Below are 20,770 nucleotides of genomic sequence, written 5' to 3'. Positions count from 1 at the left end.
GCGTCGCGACCGCCGGTCAGCCCGCCTGTGCGGGTTGCGCGATCGAGCCCCGGCGGGTGCCCCGGCGGCCGCTTGACCGCCTCGCAGGCGTGCGGATCCTTGACGAGGGTCGCCGCGCACGGGCGGCGGTCGTCTCCTGACGAGACGATGCCGGAGGCCGCCGTCGGGCGCCTGCACGCCGAGCGCGTCGGCCGCGGCCCGGCGCGCGCCCGGGCGCACGTGGCGGAGGACGTCGTGCTGGTCGTGCGGCCGTCGGATGCGGCGTAGCGAAGCGGCGCCGGATACGGTGTCGCTCGTGGTCAAGGTCCGGTTGGACACCCTGCTGCATCAGCGCGGCCTGTTCGACTCGCGCTCGCGCGCGGCCGCGTCGGTGATGGCCGGCGAGGTGCGCGTCGGCGGCGAGCGGGCGAGCAAGGCGGGGCAGATGGTGCGCGAGGACATCGACGTGGCGGTCGACGACAAGCCGCGGTTCGTGTCGCGCGGGGGCGTGAAGCTCGCCAACGCCGTGGCGGGGCTCGGCGTGGACGTGCGCGATCGCCGATGCCTGGACGTGGGCGCGTCGACCGGCGGGTTCACCGATCTCCTGCTGCAGGAGGGGGCGGCGCATGTCGTGGCCTACGACGTCGCCTACGGCGAGCTGCACTGGTCGCTGCGCACGGACGAGCGCGTCACGGTCATCGAGCGTTCCAACGCGCGCCAGATGACGCCCGAGCAGCTGCCGTACGCCCCGGACCTGATCGTCGCCGACGTCTCGTTCATCTCGCTCACGAAGGTCCTGCCGGCGGTGCTGGCGTGCGCCGACCCCGCGGGCTTCGACGCGCTGGCGATGGTCAAGCCGCAGTTCGAGGTGGGGCGCGACCGGATCGGATCCGGCGGCGTGGTGCGCGACGCGGCGGAGCGCATCGGCGCGTTCGTGGCCGTCGCGCGCGCCGCGCGGGACGCGTGCGGGTGCTCGGTGCTCGGCTTCGCCTCGTCGGGGCTGCCGGGGCCGAAGGGCAACTTGGAGTCCTTCGTCTGGCTGGCCGAAGGTGGCCGCGCCGGTGCGCTGGACGACCCCGGGATCGAGGCCGCGGCCGCCGCGGTGGAGGGCAGCCTGTGAACGCCGTCAAGCTGGCGACCGTGATGACGCACGGTCGCCCGGGGCAGACCGCTGCCGCGCTGGAGTCGCTGCGGCACGCGGCGATCGACGCCGGCTTCGTGCTGCGCTTCGACCGCGAGGAGGTCGCCAAGCACGGGCTGACGCCCGCCGAGGGGCTCGAGCTCGACGCGCCGCTGAGCGACGACGTCGACCTGTGCGTGGTCCTCGGCGGCGACGGTACGATCCTGCGCGCGCTGCGGCGCTACGCGGGGACGAGCGTGCCCGTGTTCGCGGTGAACTTCGGCGAGGTCGGGTTCCTGGCGACGATCGACCCCGACGAGGTGGGGGAAGGGTTCGCAAAGGCGTTCCGCGGCGAGTTCGAGGTGATGACGCTACCCGCGCTGGCGCTCGAGACGCCGAGCGAGGAGCAGGCCGCGATCAACGACGTGTCCTTCCACCGCAAGGTCGGCGAGCGCGTGGCGACGCTGGCCTACGTCGTGGACGGCCAGGAGGTCGGCCGCGTGCGCTGCGACGGGCTCGTGATCTCGACGCCCGCGGGCTCGACGGGCTACAACCTGGCCAACGGCGGCCCGGTCCTGGCCTGGGGCGTGGAGGGCTACGTGGTGTCCTTCATCGCGCCGCACTCGTTGACGGCGCGCGCGCTGGTGGTGTCGCCCGACGACGTCCTGGAGGTCCACAACCGCGGGCTGGAGCCGGTCGACGTGTCGATCGACGGCCGGCCGGCGGGGGAGCTGTCGCCGGGCGAGGCGCTGGCGTCGCGGTTCGTGCGCGAGGCGGCGGACCTGGCGCAGCTGCCGGGGTCGTCGTTCTACCTGCGGGTGCGCGAGCGGTTCGGGCGGCTGGCGTCCTAGGTCCTGTCGGAAGGCGCTCGGTTCGTGGCGAGCGTGCGTTCGCTTCGCTGCAACTTCGCGTGCGAACGCCTGTTCGTCCGACGCCGCTGTTAGACCTTGCGGCGTGCTTCACGAGCTTCGCGTCGAGAACCTCCTGCTCATCGAGCGTGCCGAGCTGCGGCTCGCGCCCGGCCTCAACGTCCTGACGGGCGAGACGGGGGCCGGCAAGACCGTCCTGGCCCATGCGCTGGACCTGCTGCTCGGCGGGCGCGCGCGGTCGGGCATCGTGCGCCCGGGCGCGGCGGAGGCCTATGTGGAGGGCGTGTTCGACCTGCCCGACGGCCTGCGGGCGCTGCTCGGCGATCGCGTCGCGCCGGACGCCGACGAGCTGGTGCTCGCCCGGCGCGTGTCGTCCGAAGGGCGCACCCGCGCCTATCTGAACGGTCGCTCCGCGTCGGTCGCCGACCTGCGCGAGGCGGCGGAGGGGCTGATCGCCTTCTACGGCCAGCACGAGCACCGCAAGCTGACGCTCGCCTCGTCGCAGTTGGAGCTGCTCGACGGCGCCTGCGGTCCAGAGCAGGCGGCGCGGCGGGAGCGCTACGCCACGTTGCATCTGCGGGTGCGCGAGCTGGAGGGGTCGCTGGATGCGCTGCGCGAGCGCGCCGGCGCCCGCGATCGCGAGCTGGACCTGCTGCAGTTCGAGCTGGCCGAGATCGAGGCGGCCGAGCCGTCGGAGAGCGAGGAGGCCGAGCTGACCGCCCGGCGCGATCGCCTGCGCCACGTCGAGGCGCTGCGCGGCGCGGCGCTGGGCGCGGCCGAGGCGGTCGTCGCCGACGAGGGCGGCGTCGCGACGGTGCTGTCGCGCGCCGGTGTGCTGCTCGACGGGGTGGACGGCGTCGATCCGGCGCTCGACGGCCTGGCCGGGCGGTGGCGCGCGCTGGCGATCGAGGCCGACGACCTCGCCGGCGACCTCCGCTCCTACGGCGAGGGCCTGGATGCCGAGGACGACGGCCTCGACGTGATCGAGGAGCGCTTGGCGGCGTGGGACCGGCTCAAGCGCAAGCACGGCGGCACGATCGCCAGCGTGCTCGCCTACGCCGCGGAGTGCCGCGGCCGGATCGCCGAGCTCGACCGGGCCGAAGAGGCGCTCGAAGAGGCGCAGGCGGAGCTGGGGCAGGCGATCGCCGCCCGCGCCGCCCTGGCCAAGGACCTGCACAAGGCCCGCGCGAAGGCCGCCAAGACGCTGGCCGTCGAGGTGCGCGCGCGGCTGGCCGACCTCGCCATGGAGGCCGCGTCGTTCACCATCGACTTGGAAGCGCGCGACGCCGGCCCGACCGGCATCGACGCCGTCGAGTTCCTCATCTCGCCCAACCCGGGCGTGCCCGCCGCGCCGCTGCGCGAGACCGCCTCGGGCGGCGAGCTGTCCCGCGTGATGTTGTCGTTGTTGGGCGCGGCGAACGCGACGTCGGACGCCGTTCTCGTCTTCGACGAGATCGACGCCGGCATCGGCGGGCACACCGCCCGCGCCGTGGGCGAGCGGCTCCGGACGCTCGCCGGCGGGCGCCAGGTCGTCTGCATCACCCACCTGCCGCAGGTCGCCTCGATGGCGACCCGCCACTTCTCGATCGCCAAGTCCACCAACAACTCCTCGACGCTCACGACCGTCACCGAGCTCGCCGAGAAGCAGGTCGTCACCGAGCTCGTCCGCATGCTCGGCGCGCCGGCCGACGACGTCGCCGCGCGCCGCCACGCGAAGGAGCTGCGCAAGGCGGCTTGAGGGTGATTCGGTCGCTGGCGGTTCGTTCGCTCGTTGGCGGGCGGGCCCGCGGTCGCCTGGCGCCTGGTCGCCGCCGCGGCCGCGGCGCGTGGTTGCTGTGCAGTGCGCGCGGGTGTGGTTGGTGGGCGGTGCGAGGCGTGGTTGGTGCCGCGGTGCGCGGTGCGTCCTCATCAACGGCGTGAGCGCGGGGAGGGCGCGCCCTCGGGCCGAATCTTTCCTTCGGCCCCGCACCACCCGCCCCGAAGCGTTGCCAACGACGAGGTACACCGACAGCGGTCGCGTCGCCACCACTGCCTCACACCCTGGCTGCCCCCGAATCAACGCCACGCACAACCCAACGCACACCGCGCGGGGCGCCACTGACGCCGGCATGCACCCGACCTTCACCCAACCCGGGTGGTGCTTCTCGCTGAGTCGCGCGGGACACTTGTCCCGCCGGGCGCCACCCACCAAGCGTGCCGGCACACCCAAACGCCGGCACTCGCCGCCCCTGCCGCGGACACCCGATCCCATGTCCTCCACGCCGCCCAACCGCACCACCTTCTCCGCACTCGACCGCGCGTCCGCCTGGTTGAACACCGAGCCGCTCACCGCGGACGCCCTCCGCGGGCGCGCCGTGCTCGTCGACTTCTGGACGTACTCGTGCGTCAACTGGCTGCGCACGCTGCCGTACGTCCGGGCCTGGCACGAGCGGTACGGCGAGCACGGGCTCGTCGTCATCGGCGCTCACGCGCCGGAGTTCGGCTTCGAGCACGACCTCGGCAACGTGCGTCGCGCGGTGGCGGAGCTGGGCGTCGGCTACCCGGTCGTGATCGACAACGACTTCGCCATCTGGCGGTCGTTCGACAACCACTACTGGCCGGCCGTCTTCCTCGTCGACGTCGACGGAGGCGTCGCCTTCACGCACTTCGGCGAGGGCGCCTACGAGGAGACCGAGCAGGCGATCCAGCAGGTGCTCGACGTCGGCGAGGGGACTGTCGACGTCGACGCCGGCGGCTTCGCGCAGGCGGCCGAGTGGGACACCCTGCGATCACCGGAGACCTACCTGGGCCGCGCCCGCGGCGAGCGTCGCAGCGACCGCGGCGCCGCCGGGCTGGCGCTCAACCAGTGGGCGCTCGACGGCGAGTGGTCGGTAGGCGCGGAGGCCGCCGTGCTCGACGCGGCCGGCGGCTCGCTCGCCTACCGCTTCCAGGCGCGCGACCTCAACCTCGTCCTCGCGCCGCCGGCCGCCGGTGCCCCGGTCGGCTTCGCCGTGCGGCTCGACGGTCAGCCGCCGGGCGACGCCCACGGCCTGGACGTCGACGCGGCGGGCGTGGGTGTCGTCGCTGAGCCGCGGATGTACCAGCTCGTCCGCCGGCGAGCGGTCGACGTCGAGCGCACCTTCGCGATCACGTTCCTCGACCCTGGCGTGCGCGCCTACGTCCTCACCTTCGGGTAGCTGACGGCGACGACCCTCGCGCACGAGCCCCGAGCGCGAGCTGAACGCGCGCACAACGCGCGCGTCTTGCAATTCCGCATCGTCGGCGTAGCGTGGCTGCCATGTTCGTCGGCCTCGTGCACGATCCGGGCCTGAACCGGCCAGAACCGCCGGAGGCCGCGCCGCGCCGCGCGCTCCCTCCGCTGCCGTGGCGGTTGCTCGCCTGGGTCTCGGGCTGGGTCGCGGCGCTGTTCGCCGCCGCTGCCCTGGGCGGGCTCGCCGGCTACATCGCCATCCTCGCGGCCGTCGCGGTGGGCTCGTGGCGCCTCGAGCGCTGGTGCGCCCGCCAGCACTGGGGCGGGCTCAACGAGTACCACCGCGTGGGCTGACGCACGTTCCCACCGCGGGGCCGGCGGCCGTGGCATGCTTGGCGCGTGCCCTGGGCACCCGAGCTCTTCTCGGCTCCGGCGCTGCAACACGTGTTGGACAAGTACCAACGCGAGCGCCTCCGATCCGTGCCCTTCTTCGACGGCCTGCTGGCCGGAGAGGTCGACGCGCTCGTCGAGTCCTTCGCCGGCGTGCCCGAGGTGCATCACCCGGTGCGCGGGCGGATCCGGGGCGAGGGCGCGTTCCGGCGCTTCATCAGCGACATGAACTCCTGGCTGGCGGCGCGCGCGGTCGAGGTCGAGCACGTCAACTTCCTCATCACCGATCCGCGCGGGATCGAGGAGGTCGTCGTCCACCTCGACGGCGACCACGGCCGCGTCGCCCTGCCGATGGCCCTCGCCGCCGACCACGACGAGCGCGAGCGCATCGTCGAGCTGCGCTTGTACTACAGCCTGCGGCCGCTGACCGGCCGCCGCGAGCACCGCCCGCCGCTGCTGCAGCCCGACCTCGAGCTCCGCGCGCCCGCCGTCGTCGACCAGCACCAGCGCGCCCTCGCGGCCGGCGACGTCGACGCGATCCTCGCCGCGTTCGAGCCGGACGGCGTCCTGCGCGAGCCGGACGGCGACGGCCACGTCCACCGGGGCGCCGACGAGCTGCGCGCGCACTACGAGCGGTGCTTCGCCAACGGCGGCGGCATCCCGCTGGAGCACTGCGCCGTCACCGACGACGGCCGCGCCTGCGCGTTGGAGTACAACATGGTCGCGTGGGGCCGGACGGCGCTGGCCCCGGAGGCGGGGCTCGCCGTCTACGTCCGCGGCGACAGCGGCCGGCTGGCCGCCGCGCGGCTCTACGACGACGCGGATCCACCGCCCAGCGCCCAGGCCGCGTGGCCCGCCACGGGGTAGTCCGCGGGCGCCCGTAGGCGTACGGTTCGGGCACGATCGATCAAGCCGCCCGCCGACCAGGAGGAGCAGCACGATGAGCCACGTCAAGACGGCCCCTGTCGCGACGCAGCAGCCATGACGACGCACGACGACGCCGCCGCCCAGGGCGCGCCGGCGCTGCTCGACCAGACCGTGGTCGTCATCGGCGGCAGCGCCGGCATCGGCCTGGAGACCGCGCGCGCGGCGCGGGCCGCCGGGGCCGACGTGGTCCTCACCGCACGCACGCCCGACCGCCTCGAGCGCGCCGGGCGCGAGGTCGGCGCCGTGAGCACCGCCGCCTTCGACGTCGCCGACTTCGACCGGGTGGCGGGCTTCTTCGCGGAGCTCCCGCAGCCGATCGACCACGTGATGGTCACGGCGGGGCGCCCGTACTACGCGCCGCTGGCCGACCTGGACTTCGAGCAGGCGCGCCAGAACCTCGACGGGCATCTCCTGCTGCCGATCCACATCGCCCGCGAGGCCGCCGGGAAGATGCGGCCGGGCGGGTCGCTGCTGTTCGTGAGCGGCACCGGCGCGCGCCGCGCCGGCGTCGGGCTCAGCCTGATCGGTGCCGTCACCGCGGCGCTGCCCGCGCTCGTCGCCAACCTTGCGATCGAGATCGCGCCGATCCGCGCCAACGTCATCGCCCCCGGCTTCGTCGACACGCCGCTGTCGGCGTCGCTGCTCGGGGACCAGCTCGACGAGCGCCGCGACGAGCTGCGCGCCACGCTGCCCATCGCCCGCGTCGTGGGCCCCGCCGACGTCGCCCGACTCGCGGTGCACCTCATGGCGAACACGGCGCTCACCGGCGCGACCTACGACATCGACGGCGGCCAGCAGCTCGTCGCCGGCTGAGGGAGGCACGCATGCGCCCCGACATCGCTCCCGGCGGGACCTTCCCCGACTACGAGCTGCCCGATCACACGAACACGGTCCGCCGGCTCAGCGAGCTGCAGGGCGGCGATCCGCTGGTCGTCCTGCTCTCACGCGGGCACTTCTGCCCGAAGGAGCACCAGCATCACCTCGCGCTCGCCGCGTTCCAGTCACAGGTCGCGGTGGCCTACACGCAGATGGTCACGATCGCCACCGACGACCACCACGAGCTCCAGGAGCTGCGCGCGTCCGTCGGCGCCCAGTGGACGTTCCTCTCCGACCCCGGGCGCATCGTGCAGAAGGACCTCGACATCCAGGAGTACACCGACCCCGAGCACGACCCGATGATCCCGCACACGCTCGTGCTCAAGCCCGGGCTGATCGTCCACAGCGTCTACAACGGCTACTGGTTCTGGGGCCGTCCGTCCGCCGAGGACCTGCGCCGCGACCTGCGCGACGTCACCCGCGAGATCCGCCCGGACTGGGACCTGAGCGCGCCCGGGCTGCGCGCGGCGTGGGACGCGGGCGACTACGCCTCCTTCCATGGTTGGGCGCGCCGCGCGACCGGGAGCGACGACCGCACCGCGTAGCCGGTCAGGCGATCGGCGCGCCGAGGTTGTGGCCGTCGTCGAGGTCCGCGATGAGGCCGGGACCGGTCGGCTGCCGGCCCAGCCGCTCGCGGGTCAGCGCGCTCGAGGCCAGGATGTCGAGCCCGAACAACGTGCCCAGCCAGCCAGCCGAAGTGCGCGGGCGCGTCCACGGGCGCGACGGACGTCATCGGCAGGTCGAGCTGCCGCCCGATCGCCTCGGCGATCGACCGCGACGGGACGCCCTCCTCGGCGACCGCGTGCAGCACCGACCCGGCCGGAGCCGTCTCGAGCGCCAGCCGGAAGAGGCGCGCGGCGTCGGCCCGGTGGACCGCCGGCCAGCGGCTGGCGCCGCCACCGACGAAGCCCGAGACGCCCTCGTCGCGCGTGGCGCCGACGAGCGCCGCGACGAAGCCGTGGTCACCGCACCCGAGCAGCAGGACCTGCCGGCGATCATCCGCGAGTCGCTGGACGCGCTGCGCGCCGTCGCGGCGGGCTGACCGTCAGCCGGTCAGGGCGCGCCGTTGCCCTGCGTGGCGGGGCGCCCGACGGTCAGCGTCGCGGTCGGGTCGGCCGGCGTCGCGCGCTCGAGCGCCACGCGGGCGGCCGCGAGCGCCGCGTCCAGGCGGGCGCGCTCCTCGTCGTCGGTCTCCGCCGCGTGCGACTCGGCCGAGCGCAGCAGCGGCGTGATCATGTCGACCGGCAGCGGGAACACGATCGTGGAGCCCTGCTGCCCGCTGACCTCCACCAGCGTCTGCAGGTATCGCAGCTGGAGCGTCACGGGGTTGCGGCTGATCACGTCCGCGGCGTCGTTGAGGCGGGCGGCGGCCTGGAACTCCGCCTCGGCGCCGATGACCTTGGCGCGCCGCTCGCGCTCGGCCTCGGCCTGGCGCGCCATCGCGTGCTGCATCCGCTCCGGGATCTCGACGTCCTTGATCTCGACGGTCGACACCTTGACGCCCCATGGCTCGGTCTGGTCGTCGATGATCTGCTGGAGGTGCTCGTTGAGCCGTTCGCGCTCGCCGAGCAGCGCGTCCAGGTCGGCCTTGCCCAGGATCGAGCGCAGGGTCGTCTGCGCGATCTGGGACGTCGCCGCGACGACGTTCTCGATCTCGATCACCGAGCGGGTCGGGTCGACGATCCGGTAGTAGGCGACGGCGGTCACGTGCGCCGGCACGTTGTCGCGGGTGATGATGTCCTGGACCGGGATCTTGAGCGTCACGGTGCGCAGGCTCACGCGCACCATGCGGTCGAGCGCCGGCATCAGGAACACGAGCCCCGGGCCGCGGTGCTCGGTGACGCGGCCGAGCCGGAAGACGACGCCGCGCTCGTACTCGCGCAGCACCCGCACCGAGGCCGCGACGAGCGCCAGCGCCGCCCCGACCAGGCAGAGCAGCACGATGACGGCGGCCAGGATCATGCGATCAGCTCCCATTCGTCGGCGCGGCGCACGCAGAGCGTGAGGCCGGCCACGCGTTCGACCACGACCGCGTCGCCCGCATGCAGGTCGGCCTCTTCGCCGGGGCCCCAGCTGTGGCGCGCGCGCCACAGGTCGCCGTCGAGGTAGACCTGCCCGCCGGGCTCGTCCCACGCTCGCACGACGCCGACGCGCCCGGACAGCGCCTCGGGCCCCGAGCGCACGCGGGTGCGCAGCGCGCCGGAGGCGCTGCGCGCGGCCAGCAGGCCCCAGGCGCCCGCCGCCAGGACCAGCGCCGCCCCGACCGGCACGGCGACCAACGCCTCGGCGCCGACGGCGGTCGCCAGCACCGCCACGGCGGCGACGAGCAGGACGGTCCCGGCCACGCCCAGCAGCCCGCTGGGCACGTGCGCTTCGGCGACGACGAGCGCCAAGCCCGAGAGCAACAGGACGATGCCGAGAAGGGTCATTGTGGGGCCTCGCGTCGATGGTACGCCGACGCGGCGACCCGCGGGGGCGGGTCCCTGCCTCACACGGGCTGGCCGACGTGGCGCAGGTTGCCTTCGCTGTCGCCCAACCAGGCCGCGCGCTCGCCGGTCGAGCGCTTGCTGGGGTCCTCGCCCTCGACGTGGGCGATGCCGTCCACGGTGTGGAAGCCGGGCGCGTCGACGTCCTCCGACCCGCGCCCGGCCGGCGGCCGCCTGAAACCTCGGCGGTCGCCGCGCCGACAGTTCACGGGATCGCCACGGCGACGGGGCGCGCGGCGCCAAGGATGCGACGCGTTCCCCACGCCTCTCCCTAGGAAGGAAGCTCTCGTGTCCAGCACGTTCTCCCGCCGCCGGCTGCTCGCCGGCGCGGGCACCGGCGCCCTCTCGCTCGCGTTCGGCGGTGCCCTGCCCGGCCGCGCCCGCGCGCTCCCCTGGGGCGCCAACCCGTTCGTCGCCGGCGTCGCCTCCGGCGAGCCCGCGGCCGACGGCGTCGTCCTCTGGACGCGGATCGCGCTCGACGCGCTGGGCCGCGAGCCGATCCGCGGCAAGGTCCCGGTCGTGTGGGAGCTGGCCGAGGACGAGCGCCTGCGCCGGGTCGTCGCCCGCGGCCTGCAGTTCGCGAGCGCTGAGGAGGGCCACTCGGTGCACGTCGAGGTCAACCGCCTCAAGCCGGGCCGCGAGTACTGGTACCGCTTCTACGCCCACGGGGAGGCCAGCCCGGTCGGCCGCACCCGCACCGCGCCCGCGTTCGGGGCCGCGCCGAGCAGCCTGAGCTTCTGCCTGGCGAGCTGCTCGAACTGGGAGGCCGGCTACTTCACCGCCTACCGCCGGATCGCCGAGGACGACCCGTGGTTCGTGGCCCACGTCGGCGACTACATCTACGAGGGCGGGCCGGGCACCGGGGTCCGGCAGCACTCCAACGCCGAGCCGATGGACCTGCCCGCCTACCGCGAGCGCCACAGCCAGTACAACTCGGACGCGGACCTGCTCGAGCTCCGCCGGTTGTTCCCGCTCGTCGTCACGCCCGACGACCACGAGGTCGAGAACAACTACGCCAACCTGATCTCCCAGGTCGACACCGAGCCCGACCAGGACCCCAACGTCTTCGCCCAGCGGCGCGCGGCGGCCTACCAGGCCTACTACGAGTTCATGCCCCTGCGCCGCGCGCAGCATCCGCGCGGCTCGGGCATGCAGCTCTACCGCGAGCTCCCGCTCGGCGACCTCGCGCACGTCGTCGTCGCCGACACGCGCCAGTTCCGGACAGACCAGCCCTACGACGACCATGGTCCGGCCGACGGCCCCGCGATGACCGACCCCGCCGCGACGCTCCCCGGCCTCGCCCAGGAGCAGTGGATCGTCGACCGGATGGCGTCGTCGCGATCGACCTGGACGATCCTCGCCCAACAGGTCCTGATGGCCAGCCACGACCTCGTGCCGGGCGCCGCCAAGGGCTACAGCACCGACCAGTGGGACGCCTACCGCGCCAGCCGCCAGCGCGTCCTGACCGGCATCCACGACCGCGGCACGCGCAACCCGGTGGTCCTGACCGGCGACATCCACCAGCACTACGCCGCCGACCTCCTGGCCGACTTCGACGACCCCTCCTCGGCGATCGTCGGCTCCGAGCTCTGTGGGACGTCGGTCACCTCCGGCGGCGACGGCAACGACACCGTCGACCAGCAGCTGGCCGAGAACCCGTGGATCAAGTTCAACGCCAGCCGCCGCGGCTACGTGCGCGTGACGATGGACGCTCAGCGGCTGCAGGCGGACTTCCGGACGCTCAGCGCCGTGACCACGCCGGACGCGCCGGCCGCCACGGGCGCGAGCTTCACGCTCCAGGACGGGACGCGGGGGCTGCAGCCGGCGTAGGCCGAGCGTCGGGGCTTAGCCGGCGGCGGCGGCGCGCTCCGCCAACGCCCCTTCGGCCTCCGCGAGGCGCACGGCCCAGAGCGCCCGCGCCTGGGTGGCGGAGGCCGGCTTGGCGGCGGCGTAGTCCATCAGGATCCGGCAGGCCGACGCCCAGTCGCGCAGCTCGTCGTCGGTCATGAACCCGACGCCGCCGTGCTGGTCGTACATCTTCCACAGCACGCGCTGCTGCCCGGTGAGGAAGTCTCCCGCCATGGCCATCGCCGTTCAGGGTACGACGCGTTGGGACCGGCGGGCCGACGTGCACCACCACGTCGGTCCGCGTTCGCCAGCGCGCAGCGTCGCCGCGCATAGGCACGGCCCGCGGAACGTCCGGAGACTCCAGCGGGCACGGGTCGCGCGCAGTAACGTCGCCCCGAGGACGATGGAGTTCCGGGTGCTCGGACCGCTGGAGGTCGATGGCGCCTCCGGAGCGGTGACGCTCGGCGGCGGCAAGCCGCGTGCCCTGCTCGCGCTGCTGCTGCTCCACGCCAACGCGCCGGTCAGCGCGGAGCGCCTCGCGGTCGGGCTGTGGGGCGAGGACGTGCCGCCGTCCTCGATCAAGACCATCCACGTGCACGTCTCGCGCCTGCGCAAGGCGCTCGGCGACCCGGACGCCATCGCGACCACGCCCGCGGGCTACCGCCTGCGCGTCCGGCCCGGCGAGCTGGACGCGGAGCGCTTCGAGGCGCTCGTCGCCGAGGGGCGCGCCGCCTTGGCCGACGGGCGTGCCGACCGTGCCGCGGCCAAGCTGCGCGACGCGCTGGGGCTGTGCCGCGGCCCGCCACTGCCCGAGTTCGCCTTCGCGCCGTTCGCCCAGACCGAGATCGCGCGGCTGGAGGAGGAGCGGCTCGCCGCGCTGGAGGCGCGCGTCGACGCCGACCTGCGCTGCGGCCGGCACGCCGAGATCGTCGCCGAGCTCGGCCAGCTCGCCGAGGCGCACCCGGCCCGCGAGCAGCTGGCCGCGCTGCTGATGCTCGCGCTCTACCGCTGCGAGCGCCACGCCGACGCCCTCGACGTCTTCCAGCACGTCCGCGCCCGGCTCGACGAGGACCTCGGGCTCGAGCCGGGCCCCGAGCTCAAGCGCCTCCAGCAGCAGATCCTGGAGCAGGCGCCCGCGCTGGAGCTGCCGCCGCCGGCGGCAGCCGCCGACGACGCCCCCACGCCGCTGCCGCCGCCGCTCGGCCGCGCCCGCTCGATGCCCTACGTCGGCCGGCTCGGCGAGCGCGCGCTGCTGCATCACGCGGTCGCGCGGGCGGGGGAGGGCGCGACGCAGGTCGTCCTGCTCGGCGGCGAGCCCGGCATCGGCAAGACCCGGCTGGCCGCCGCCGCGGCGCTCGACGCCCACGCGGCGGGCTTCGCGGTCGGCTGGGGCGGGTCGTCGGAGGGTCTGCGCGCGCCCTATGGCACGTGGATCACGGCGCTGTCGCACCTCGCCGAGCACGCGCCGGCGGACGTCCTCGCGCCCGCGTTGCGCAAGCACGGCCGCCACCTCGGCCGCCTGCTGCCGGGCCTCGCGGCGGCGCCCGCCGCCCCCGGCTCGGCTCCGGTCTTCGAGTCCGACCCCGAGACCGAGCGCTACCTCCTGTTCACCGCGGTGGTCGGCCTGCTGGAGGCGCTGTCGGCGCGCCAGCCGCTGGTCGTCGTGCTCGACGACCTGCAGTGGTCCGACACGCCGTCGCTGACGCTGCTGCAGCACGTCGCGGTCGCGACCGGCCACGTGCCGCTCCTGCTGCTGGTGACCTACCGCGACACCGAGGCCCAGCCCGACGACGCGCTGGCCGGCGTCGTCACCGACCTGCTGCGCGTCGACGGCGTCGAGCGGCTGATCCTCGACGGCCTCACGGTCGACGACGTCGCCACGCTGATGACCGAGGTCGCCGGTCACGACATCGGCGCGCCGGGCCGCGACCTGGCGGCCGAGATCCGGGAGGAGACCGGCGGCAACGCGTTCTTCGTCGGCCAGATCCTGCGCCACCTCACCGAGTCGGGGGCGATCGTCCAGGACGCCGGCGGCCGCTGGGAGGTGCGCGCCACGCTGGCCGAGCTCGGCCTCCCGGGCACCGTGCGCGACGTCGTGCTCGGGCGGATCGCGCGCCTCGGGACGCCGGCGCAGGGCGTCCTGACGCTCGCCGCGGTCATCGGCCGCACCTTCGACCTGGAGCTGCTGGAGCGGTTGGCCGACCAGGATCCGCTGCCCGCGCTGGAGGCGGCGCTCGGCGCTCTGGTGGTCACCGAGCCGGCGACCGGGCGCTTCGCCTTCGCCCACGCGATCATCAACCACACGCTGACCTCGCAGCTCAGCGCGGCCCGCCGCTCGCGCCTGCACTGCCGCGTCGCCGAGGCCGTGGCCGAGCTGCCCGGCGACCACGTCGCCGAGATCGCGCACCACTGGCTGGCCGCCGACGCGCCGGCGCACGTCGACGACGCGATCCGGGCGGCGCAGCGGGCCGGCGACCGCGCGCTGGAGCACCTCGCGCCCGACGAGGCGCTGCACTGGTACGCGCGTGGCCTGGAGCTCGCCGGCGCCGGCGACACGCAAAGACGCGCAGAACGATGCGATCTCCTGATCGGCGCGGGCGAGGCCGGCCGGCAGGTCGGCGGCGCGTTCCGCGACGTCCTGCTGGAGGCCAGCGCGCTCGCCGAGCAGCTCGGCGACCCCGAGCGCCTGACCCGCGCCGTGCTCGCCAACACCCTCGGCCCGTTCGGCGCCGCCGGCCCGCGCGACGGCGCGCGCGTCACGACGCTCCAGCGCGCGCTCGCGACCGTGCCGCCCGACTGGCCGTGCCGCCCGCGGATGCTGGCCGTGCTGGGCAAGGAGGTGTACTACGGCGGCGACCCGGCGGAGGGGTCCCGGATGGCCGAGGAGGCGCTGGCCCTGGCCCGTCGGCGCGGCGACCGCCGCGAGCTCGCGCGCGTCATGGCGTTCACGACCGCGATCAGCCCGGTCGCGCCCTTCGCGGCGCACGCCGCCCTCGTCGACGAGCTCGCGCGGCGCGGCCACGACCTCGACGACCCCGAGCTGTGCTTCCGCGCCGCCAACGCCGGCTTCATCCTGGCCATGCACGACGGCGACCGCCGGCGCCTCGACGGCGCGCTGGCCGCCATGCTGGCGCTGGCTGACGCGATCGGCCAGCCGATCCTGCGGTGGACCGCGCTCTGGGCCCACAGCGCGAGCCGCTGCGTCGGCGGCGACCTGCCCGAGGCGACGCGCCTGACGCTGGCAGCCGCGTCGCTCGCGCACGAGCACGGGATCCCGGAGGGTCTGGTCATCACCTTCGGCCAGCTGCTGGCGATCCGGACCGAGCAGGACCGGCTCGGCGAGCTCGTCGAGTCCCTCGACCGCCACATCGCCAGCAACCCGCAGCTGCGGCTGCTGCGCCTCACGCGCGGGTTCATCGACGCCGAGACCGGACGGCTCGCGGAGGCCGCCGCGGTCCTCGAGCGCCAGCGCGCCGACGGCTTCGCCTTCGCGTTCGACCGCACCCGCGCGTTCAACCTCGCGCGCTGCGCCGACATCGCTCTGCGCCTCGACGCACGCGACGTCGGCGAGGAGCTGTACGACCGCCTGCTCCCGTACCGCCGGCAGTTCGCGACGGCCGCCGGCGTCTCGTCGCGCGGATCGGTCGAGCTGAACCTCGGGCGACTGGCCGCCCTGCTCGGGCGCGTCGACCGCGCCGTCGCGCACTTCGCCGCCGCCGAGGCCGCCCACGCCGCCCTCGACGCGCCGCTGCTGCTGGCCCGCACGCTCCTGGCCCGCGGCGCGTGGCTGCTGGACCTCGGCGGCCGCGCGGAGGCCGCCGCCGCAGCCGACCTGCTCGCGCGCGGCGTCGCGCTCGCCCGCCGCCACGGCAGCGCGGCGATCGAGCGCGAGGCGTGCGCGCTGCTCGGCCAGCCGGTCGCGGCCGGGCCGCCGCCTACGCCCGCGTCGCCGCGAACGTGACGAGCGGGTCCTGCTGCTCCTCGCCCGCGAGGTTGCGGTGGACGAGGTCGCGCAGCGTGTCGGTGGCGTCGATCTCGGCGAGCCCGACCGCGCTGAACGTCTGCTCGCCGTAGACCGTCTCGGCCAGAAGCGGGTTGGTCAGGGCCTGGGTGAAGGCGTCGGTGCCGACCATGGTCCCCATCAGCGTCGGCAGCGCGCCGCCCGGGACCACGTCCTCGGCGAAGAGCCCGACGTACAGGTCGACGTCGTCGACGCTGGGGTAGCGCGCGGCGAGCGCCTCGCGGATCTCGCGGCGGCTCGTGACGTCGTTGAACGACCAGACGCGCGGGTAGCCGCACGCCTCGCGGTAGTCGTTGTAGCCGGCGAGGTTCGCGGTCCGGCCGATCTCGATCGTGCGGCGCTCGACGGGCCAGAGGAACTCGGGGGTGTTGAGCAGCCCGATCTCCGCGCTGTTCTGGGTCGAGCACTCGGCGAAGAGCCCGGCGATGCCGTGGTCGGTGACGAGGTCGTTGTCCCACAGCAGCTCGCCCATCGGGCGCGTGGCGCCGTGGATCTCGACCCGGTCGGGCACCAGCGCGTGCCAGCGGTAGAGCAGGTCGAACTCGATCGACATCCAGTTCGGGCGGAACCAGCGCTCGCGGGCGCCGAGGCCCAGCTCCCAGAAGACCTGGAAGCGCAGCGGCGAGATGTGGTTGATGTAGTCCTGGATCACGATCTTCAGCAGCATCACGGTGAGCGTGTTGCGCGCGGTCTGGAACACCTCGTCGTCGCTCCAGCCGGGATGGTGCGCGCGCAGCAGGCCGGCGAGCCGGTTGTGCTCGCGCAGGAACACGGTGCTCATCATCACCAACCCGTAGTGGATGTTCCCGCGCGCCAGGCCGAGCGCGAAGAGGCCCTGGCGCACGCGCTCGTCGTCCAGGCCCGGCGGCGTGACCGCTCGCCGGCCGACCTTGAGGTCGCTGCCCGGGTAGACCAGGGCGAGCCGCTGGAACTCCTTCTTGACGTGCCGGTCGGGGCCGAAGTAGCGCGGCGGGAACTCGCGGCCGCCGATCAGCTCGCTCTTCAGCCGGCCGTCGCGGCCGCGCAGCACGGCGGTGACCTTCGGCACCTGGCCGTAGAGCTGGCTGAGGTCGATGTCGTGGGTGGAGGTGTTGCGGCGCGGGTCGGCCGGGTCGGTGTGCAGGAACCCGTCGGTGAACCACTGCGCGAAGTGCGGGAACAGCAGCGACGACCGCTCCGACATCCGCGGCCCGTCGCCGTCGAGGTGGAACAGCTCCGCCGCGCGGTCCAGCGACGGCGTGCGCGCGGTGGTCGACGGGGGCAGGTGGCGCGCGCTGAAGCGCCGATCGGTGAGCGAGACCCAGGAGGTGTAGGACGCCATCGTGCTCAGCGGATCCGGCCGCGGCCGCATCCGGGATGCGAACTGGTTGATGATGAGGCGGTTGGTCGGCGACCGCAGCGGCGACCGGCGCGCGCCGACGAGCCTCCACACCGGCGCGAGGTTCCGCGCCAGCGATAACTGGATGGTGTTGTTGAGCCCCTGCCGGCGCCACTCCGATGCCCGCGGCGCGAGCCGCGCCTCGTCGGCGCTGGCCCGCGGGAGGCAGAGGTCGCGCTGGCGCATCTCGCGCTGCAGCGCGCCGATCAGGATCCAGTGCTCGACGACGATCCCGGCCACCAGCGCGGCGGCGGCGAGCCACGGCCGGCCGTCGCGGATCAGCGCCAGGCACCCGACCGCGCCGGCGACCTCGCACGCGCTCGCGAACGTGCCGTCGAGGGAGAAGAACCCGGTCTTGAACGGGGTGCCGCGCACGGCGGCGGTCTCCATCTGGTGCTTGAGGTGCATCAGGACCAGCAGCACGGCGATCGAGGCGATCAGGCCGACGACGTCCACGCTCCAGCGCCAGGTCAGCCACACGACGATCTCGCCCGGGATCGCCAGGAAGGCCATCGTGCGGACGCGCCGCAGGTGTGCCCGCACGCGCGCGTCGGCCAGGCGCGACGGGTCGGCGGGCCCGGCGAGCATGATCGCCGGCAGCGACCAGGACTCCAGCCCCTCGCCGATGATCAGGATCAGGATGCCGAGCGTCGTGTGGCCCGCTTCGTCCAGCCGCAGCCAGGCGTAGACCGACGGACACTCCAACAGCGTCACGATCAGCACCACGCTGAGGCGACTCGGCTGCTTCATGTTGCTCACCGTCTTCCTGTCGCGCCCGCGATGCAAGTTGATGGGGTCGCTGTGCCTAGGCGCCGGGCCGCGGTTGCAAGGGGACTGCAAGTGCGGCGCAACCCGCGGGGCGCACGCTGCTGCTCACCAACCAACGACCGCCGCCGCGATCCGGTCCAAGCGCCGCGGCCCCCGGAAGGGGAGGAACCATGTACGACCTCACCACCCTGCAGCGGGCCATCGCGCTCGGCACGGCGGGTCTCGCCCTCACGGCGTCGCCCGTGCTCGCCCAGCCCGACCACCCGACCACGCACGTGACCCAGAGCCCGGCCGGCGCGGCCGGCGGGCTGACGCTCGACCTGCGGACGCCCGACGCGATCGACGCGGCCAGCGGGCCGAAGCTGGACCTGCGGACGCCCGACGCGGTCGACGCGGCCCAGAGCCAGGCCCGGCAGACCAGCTCGCTGGCCGGCACGACCTCGGCGTCGCCGCGAGCGGCGGCCGCCGTCGCGTCGACCGACACCGACGACGGCATCGACTGGGGCGCGATCGCGATCGGCGCCGGCGGCATCGTCGCCGTCAGCCTGATCGGCCTCGGCGGCGTCGCGGTGACGCAGCACGGACGCGTGCGCACCGCGCGCTGACCGATCGATCACGCAGCGAGGGCCCGGCGCGGGGATGGCGCCGGGCCCTCGAACGACCACCACGACCACGGAGGACCGAGCCATGATCTACCTCATCGTCGGCATCGACCACGACTCGCTCACGCCCTGGCACGAGAACGTCGGAGCCCGCGACGCGACCACCGCCAAGGGCATCGCCGCCGCGCACGCGCGCCAGCGCGGGATCCGCCCGGTGGTCGCGGCCGCCGTCGGCCCGAACTGCGCCGTGGTCGACGACGACCTCGCGCAGGTCCTCGCGCTCGCGCCGCCGCAGGCGGCCTAGCCTGAACGGACTCCGAGTTGTGCCGACGGGTGTGGCTCATCGGGGCTCCATCTTTTTGGCACCGTAGACGAGCTCGGCCGGGCAGCGCCCGGCCGTGTGTCGTCCGTGGTGATCTCGCTCGTAGTTGTATTCGTTGATGTAGGTGTTGAGGTGGCGGCGTAGGCCGGTGAAGCGGACCTGTAAGAAGCGGGCGAAGGCCGGTCGCCAGCACTCTTCCAGGACGGTGCGGTGTAGGCGTTCGACGTGGCCGTTGGTCTGTGGGCGTCCGGAGCGGGTCTGGGTGTGAGCGACGCCGTCGGGCAGGGCCGCGGCGAAGGCGCGCCGGCCGAATTCGTTGCCGTTGTCGGTCAGGACCCGCTCCAGTTGCCAGCCGGCGGCCGAGAGCTCTTTGGCGATGCGGTGGGCGAGTTTTGAGGTGTGTTCGACGGTCGGCCCGCTCGGTGGGCAGACGACCAGGTCGGCCCAGGCAAAGGAGCTGTAGGTGTCGCAGGCGGTGATCTGCCAGACCGGGCCGGCGCTGCCATGCAGGCGCCCGACAAAGAAGCAGTCGATGCCGACCAGCTCGCCGGGACGGTTGCTGTCGATGTGGGGCTCGGGCTCGGGCTCGCGCGGCGGCTCAAACGGAGCGCGGTAGCCGGCGACCAACGCCAGGCGCTTAGCCCGCGTGTTCAGGCCGTGGCGAACCAGGGTCTTGTAGACGCCGTTGGGCGAGACGATCAGCCCGCCCCACTGCGGTCGGGCCAGGCGCGTAGCGATCCGCCGCGGGCCGAGCCCGGGATGGCCCAGCGCGAAGGCGACGATCCGTTGTTCGACCATCGGCGAGAGCTGGTTGGGCATCTGCGGCGAGCGTCGTTCTCGGGGCCGCAGCATCTCGAGGCCGGACTTCTGGACCTGCTGCTTCCAGCGGTAGTAGGTCGAACGATGAACACCCATCAGACGGCAGGCCTCTGAGACTCCGCGCTCAGCGGCCAGCGAGAACAGCTGCAGGCGATAGCCGAACAGCACGTCATCCTTGGTCATGCGACTCCTCGACTCCTTGGTTTGGCGACTTCGGAGCCTGAGTCGCAACCCGGACGGGCCCGCCTTCGGCGGGCCCGTCTGAGGTCAAGGCATAGATCTCAAACGACAGACAACTGTCGCGAGAACATGGAGTCTGTTCAGCCTAGCCCGCGCCGGCCTCAGGCGCGGGTGCCGACGGCGATCAGGTACTCGAGCTCGTACCGGGCCGCGCCGCCCGCGCCGCGGTCGGCGTCGGCGAACACGCCCGCCAGCGCCGCGTCGAACTCCGCCTCGCGGCCGTTGGCGACGGCGTTGCGGCGGGCGGCGATCGTCGGCCCGTAGGACGCCTTGAAGTGCTCGGCGTAGGCGTCGCGCTCCGGGAACGCGGTCACCTGGAGGGTCTCGCGCGTCATCGTCGACCAGGACACCGCGTCGCCGAACAGCTCGCGGAGGTGGTCCTCGGAGCCCCACAGCGGCGGGGGCTGCGCGCCCGGGGGCGGCGCGGGCGCGAACGGCCCGATGGCCTCGAAGAGCGAGCCGATCGTCCCTTCGGGCGTCCAGCTGAGCAGGCCGATCGTCCCGCCGGGGCGGCAGACGCGGGCCAGCTCGGCCGCCGTGGCGGCGTGCTGGGGCGCGAACATCGCGCCGATCGCGGAGATGACGACGTCGAACGACGCGTCGTCGAACGGCAGGTCCTCGGCGTCGGCCTGCGCCCACTCCAGTTCGACGCCCGCGGCGTCGGCGCGGGCCCGGCCCGCGTCGAGGAGCTCGGGCGTCAGGTCGGAGGCGACGACGTCGGCGCCGCGCTGCGCGGCGGGGATCGCGGCGTTGCCGGTCCCGGCGGCGACGTCGAGCACGCGCCGCCCGGCCCCGATCCCGGCCGCGGCCACGAGCCGCGGACCGAGGGGCAGGAGGAACGTCTCGACCATCGCGGGGTAGTCGCCGGAGGCCCACATGGCGCGGTGGCGCGCCTTGAGCTCGGCGTCTTCTGGAGCCTTGAGAGGGGTCATGGG

General features: G+C 74.3%; 19 protein-coding genes and 1 pseudogene. 12 read left to right on the top strand and 8 right to left on the bottom strand.

Translation table 11 applies throughout. The annotated features are described in order from the left end of the window. The first annotated feature begins 256 nt into the window (after positions 1-256). The 8 genes from DSM104299_RS15480 to DSM104299_RS15445 all read left to right on the top strand — a co-directional run bounded on the left by DSM104299_RS15480 (position 257) and on the right by DSM104299_RS15445 (position 7,896). Positions 257-1,099 carry a TlyA family RNA methyltransferase gene (locus DSM104299_RS15480; RefSeq protein ID WP_432419747.1) on the top strand — a complete coding sequence of 281 codons (843 nt, stop codon included), beginning with the start codon at positions 257-259 and terminating at the stop codon, positions 1,097-1,099. After that, a complete protein-coding gene (locus DSM104299_RS15475) occupies positions 1,096-1,950 on the top strand; it encodes an NAD(+)/NADH kinase (protein WP_272472531.1) in 855 nt (284 codons plus the stop codon). The genes DSM104299_RS15480 and DSM104299_RS15475 overlap by 4 nt, the downstream gene beginning before the upstream one ends. A 103-nt stretch (positions 1,951-2,053) precedes the next feature. Then, a complete protein-coding gene (recN, locus tag DSM104299_RS15470; protein WP_272472530.1) occupies positions 2,054-3,706 on the top strand; it encodes a DNA repair protein RecN in 1,653 nt (550 codons plus the stop codon). 511 nt (positions 3,707-4,217) lie between these two features. Beyond that, a complete protein-coding gene (locus DSM104299_RS15465; protein WP_272472529.1) occupies positions 4,218-5,144 on the top strand; it encodes a redoxin family protein in 927 nt (308 codons plus the stop codon). A gap of 101 nt (positions 5,145-5,245) precedes the next feature. Continuing rightward, the gene (locus tag DSM104299_RS15460; RefSeq protein ID WP_272472528.1) at positions 5,246-5,512 is read left to right on the top strand and encodes a hypothetical protein; all 267 of its coding nucleotides are present in this window, start codon (positions 5,246-5,248) and stop codon (positions 5,510-5,512) included. 45 nt (positions 5,513-5,557) lie between these two features. Further along, the gene (locus DSM104299_RS15455) at positions 5,558-6,415 is read left to right on the top strand and encodes a nuclear transport factor 2 family protein (RefSeq protein ID WP_272472527.1); all 858 of its coding nucleotides are present in this window, start codon (positions 5,558-5,560) and stop codon (positions 6,413-6,415) included. A gap of 114 nt (positions 6,416-6,529) precedes the next feature. Next, positions 6,530-7,288, top strand: coding sequence for an SDR family oxidoreductase (locus tag DSM104299_RS15450; protein ID WP_272472526.1), 759 nt, complete (start codon positions 6,530-6,532; stop codon positions 7,286-7,288). Positions 7,289-7,299: 11 nt separating this feature from the next. After that, entirely contained in the window at positions 7,300-7,896 is a 597-nt protein-coding gene (locus DSM104299_RS15445; RefSeq protein WP_272472525.1) for a redoxin domain-containing protein, read from the top strand. A gap of 4 nt (positions 7,897-7,900) precedes the next feature. Here the strand turns inward: DSM104299_RS15445 and DSM104299_RS29420 are convergent. The 4 genes and pseudogenes from DSM104299_RS29420 to DSM104299_RS15420 form a co-directional block, all read right to left on the bottom strand. Beyond that, a pseudogene (locus DSM104299_RS29420) lies at positions 7,901-8,324 on the bottom strand (Rossmann-fold NAD(P)-binding domain-containing protein); the annotation flags it as partial. A gap of 80 nt (positions 8,325-8,404) precedes the next feature. After that, the gene (locus DSM104299_RS15430; RefSeq protein ID WP_349294573.1) at positions 8,405-9,307 is read right to left on the bottom strand and encodes a slipin family protein; all 903 of its coding nucleotides are present in this window, start codon (positions 9,305-9,307) and stop codon (positions 8,405-8,407) included. A 2-nt stretch (positions 9,308-9,309) separates the two neighbouring features. Next, positions 9,310-9,780, bottom strand: a complete 471-nt coding sequence (locus tag DSM104299_RS15425; RefSeq protein WP_272472521.1) for an NfeD family protein — start codon at positions 9,778-9,780, stop codon at positions 9,310-9,312. Between the two features lie 59 nt (positions 9,781-9,839). After that, positions 9,840-10,046 (bottom strand): hypothetical protein, encoded by a 207-nt coding sequence (locus tag DSM104299_RS15420; RefSeq protein ID WP_272472520.1) that lies wholly within the window; start codon positions 10,044-10,046, stop codon positions 9,840-9,842. Between the two features lie 79 nt (positions 10,047-10,125). On the opposite strand from DSM104299_RS15420, the gene DSM104299_RS15415 reads away from it, so the two are divergent. Further along, positions 10,126-11,667, top strand: a complete 1,542-nt coding sequence (locus DSM104299_RS15415; protein WP_272472519.1) for an alkaline phosphatase D family protein — start codon at positions 10,126-10,128, stop codon at positions 11,665-11,667. 15 nt (positions 11,668-11,682) lie between these two features. On the opposite strand, the gene DSM104299_RS15410 is transcribed toward DSM104299_RS15415, so the two are convergent. Next, a complete protein-coding gene (locus DSM104299_RS15410; protein ID WP_272472518.1) occupies positions 11,683-11,925 on the bottom strand; it encodes a hypothetical protein in 243 nt (80 codons plus the stop codon). A 163-nt stretch (positions 11,926-12,088) separates the two neighbouring features. Here DSM104299_RS15410 and DSM104299_RS15405 point away from each other — a divergent pair, with 163 nt between their 5' ends. Continuing rightward, a complete protein-coding gene (locus tag DSM104299_RS15405; protein WP_272472517.1) occupies positions 12,089-15,646 on the top strand; it encodes a BTAD domain-containing putative transcriptional regulator in 3,558 nt (1,185 codons plus the stop codon). Here the strand turns inward: DSM104299_RS15405 and DSM104299_RS15400 are convergent. Further along, positions 15,621-17,834 carry a peroxidase family protein gene (locus tag DSM104299_RS15400; RefSeq protein WP_272472516.1) on the bottom strand — a complete coding sequence of 738 codons (2,214 nt, stop codon included), beginning with the start codon at positions 17,832-17,834 and terminating at the stop codon, positions 15,621-15,623. The genes DSM104299_RS15405 and DSM104299_RS15400 overlap by 26 nt on opposite strands. 188 nt (positions 17,835-18,022) lie before the next feature. Between DSM104299_RS15400 and DSM104299_RS15395 the strand changes: the two genes are divergently transcribed. Together DSM104299_RS15395 and DSM104299_RS15390 are read left to right on the top strand one after the other, a co-directional pair. After that, the gene (locus DSM104299_RS15395) at positions 18,023-18,457 is read left to right on the top strand and encodes a hypothetical protein (RefSeq protein ID WP_272472515.1); all 435 of its coding nucleotides are present in this window, start codon (positions 18,023-18,025) and stop codon (positions 18,455-18,457) included. 82 nt (positions 18,458-18,539) lie between these two features. Then, on the top strand, positions 18,540-18,758 hold the full coding sequence (locus tag DSM104299_RS15390; RefSeq protein WP_272472514.1) for a hypothetical protein: 219 nt from the start codon (positions 18,540-18,542) through the stop codon (positions 18,756-18,758). 36 nt (positions 18,759-18,794) lie between these two features. On the opposite strand, the gene DSM104299_RS15385 is transcribed toward DSM104299_RS15390, so the two are convergent. Together DSM104299_RS15385 and DSM104299_RS15380 are read right to left on the bottom strand one after the other, a co-directional pair. Beyond that, entirely contained in the window at positions 18,795-19,778 is a 984-nt protein-coding gene (locus tag DSM104299_RS15385) for a helix-turn-helix domain-containing protein (protein WP_272472513.1), read from the bottom strand. A gap of 158 nt (positions 19,779-19,936) precedes the next feature. Beyond that, positions 19,937-20,767 carry a class I SAM-dependent methyltransferase gene (locus tag DSM104299_RS15380; protein ID WP_272472512.1) on the bottom strand — a complete coding sequence of 277 codons (831 nt, stop codon included), beginning with the start codon at positions 20,765-20,767 and terminating at the stop codon, positions 19,937-19,939. Positions 20,768-20,770 lie beyond the last annotated feature (3 nt).

Source organism: Baekduia alba, from assembly GCF_028416635.1.
Classification (GTDB): Bacteria; Actinomycetota; Thermoleophilia; order Solirubrobacterales; family Solirubrobacteraceae; genus Baekduia; species Baekduia alba.
Note: the sequence above shows the minus strand (reverse complement) of the source record. Positions and strands in the feature narration are given on the sequence as shown.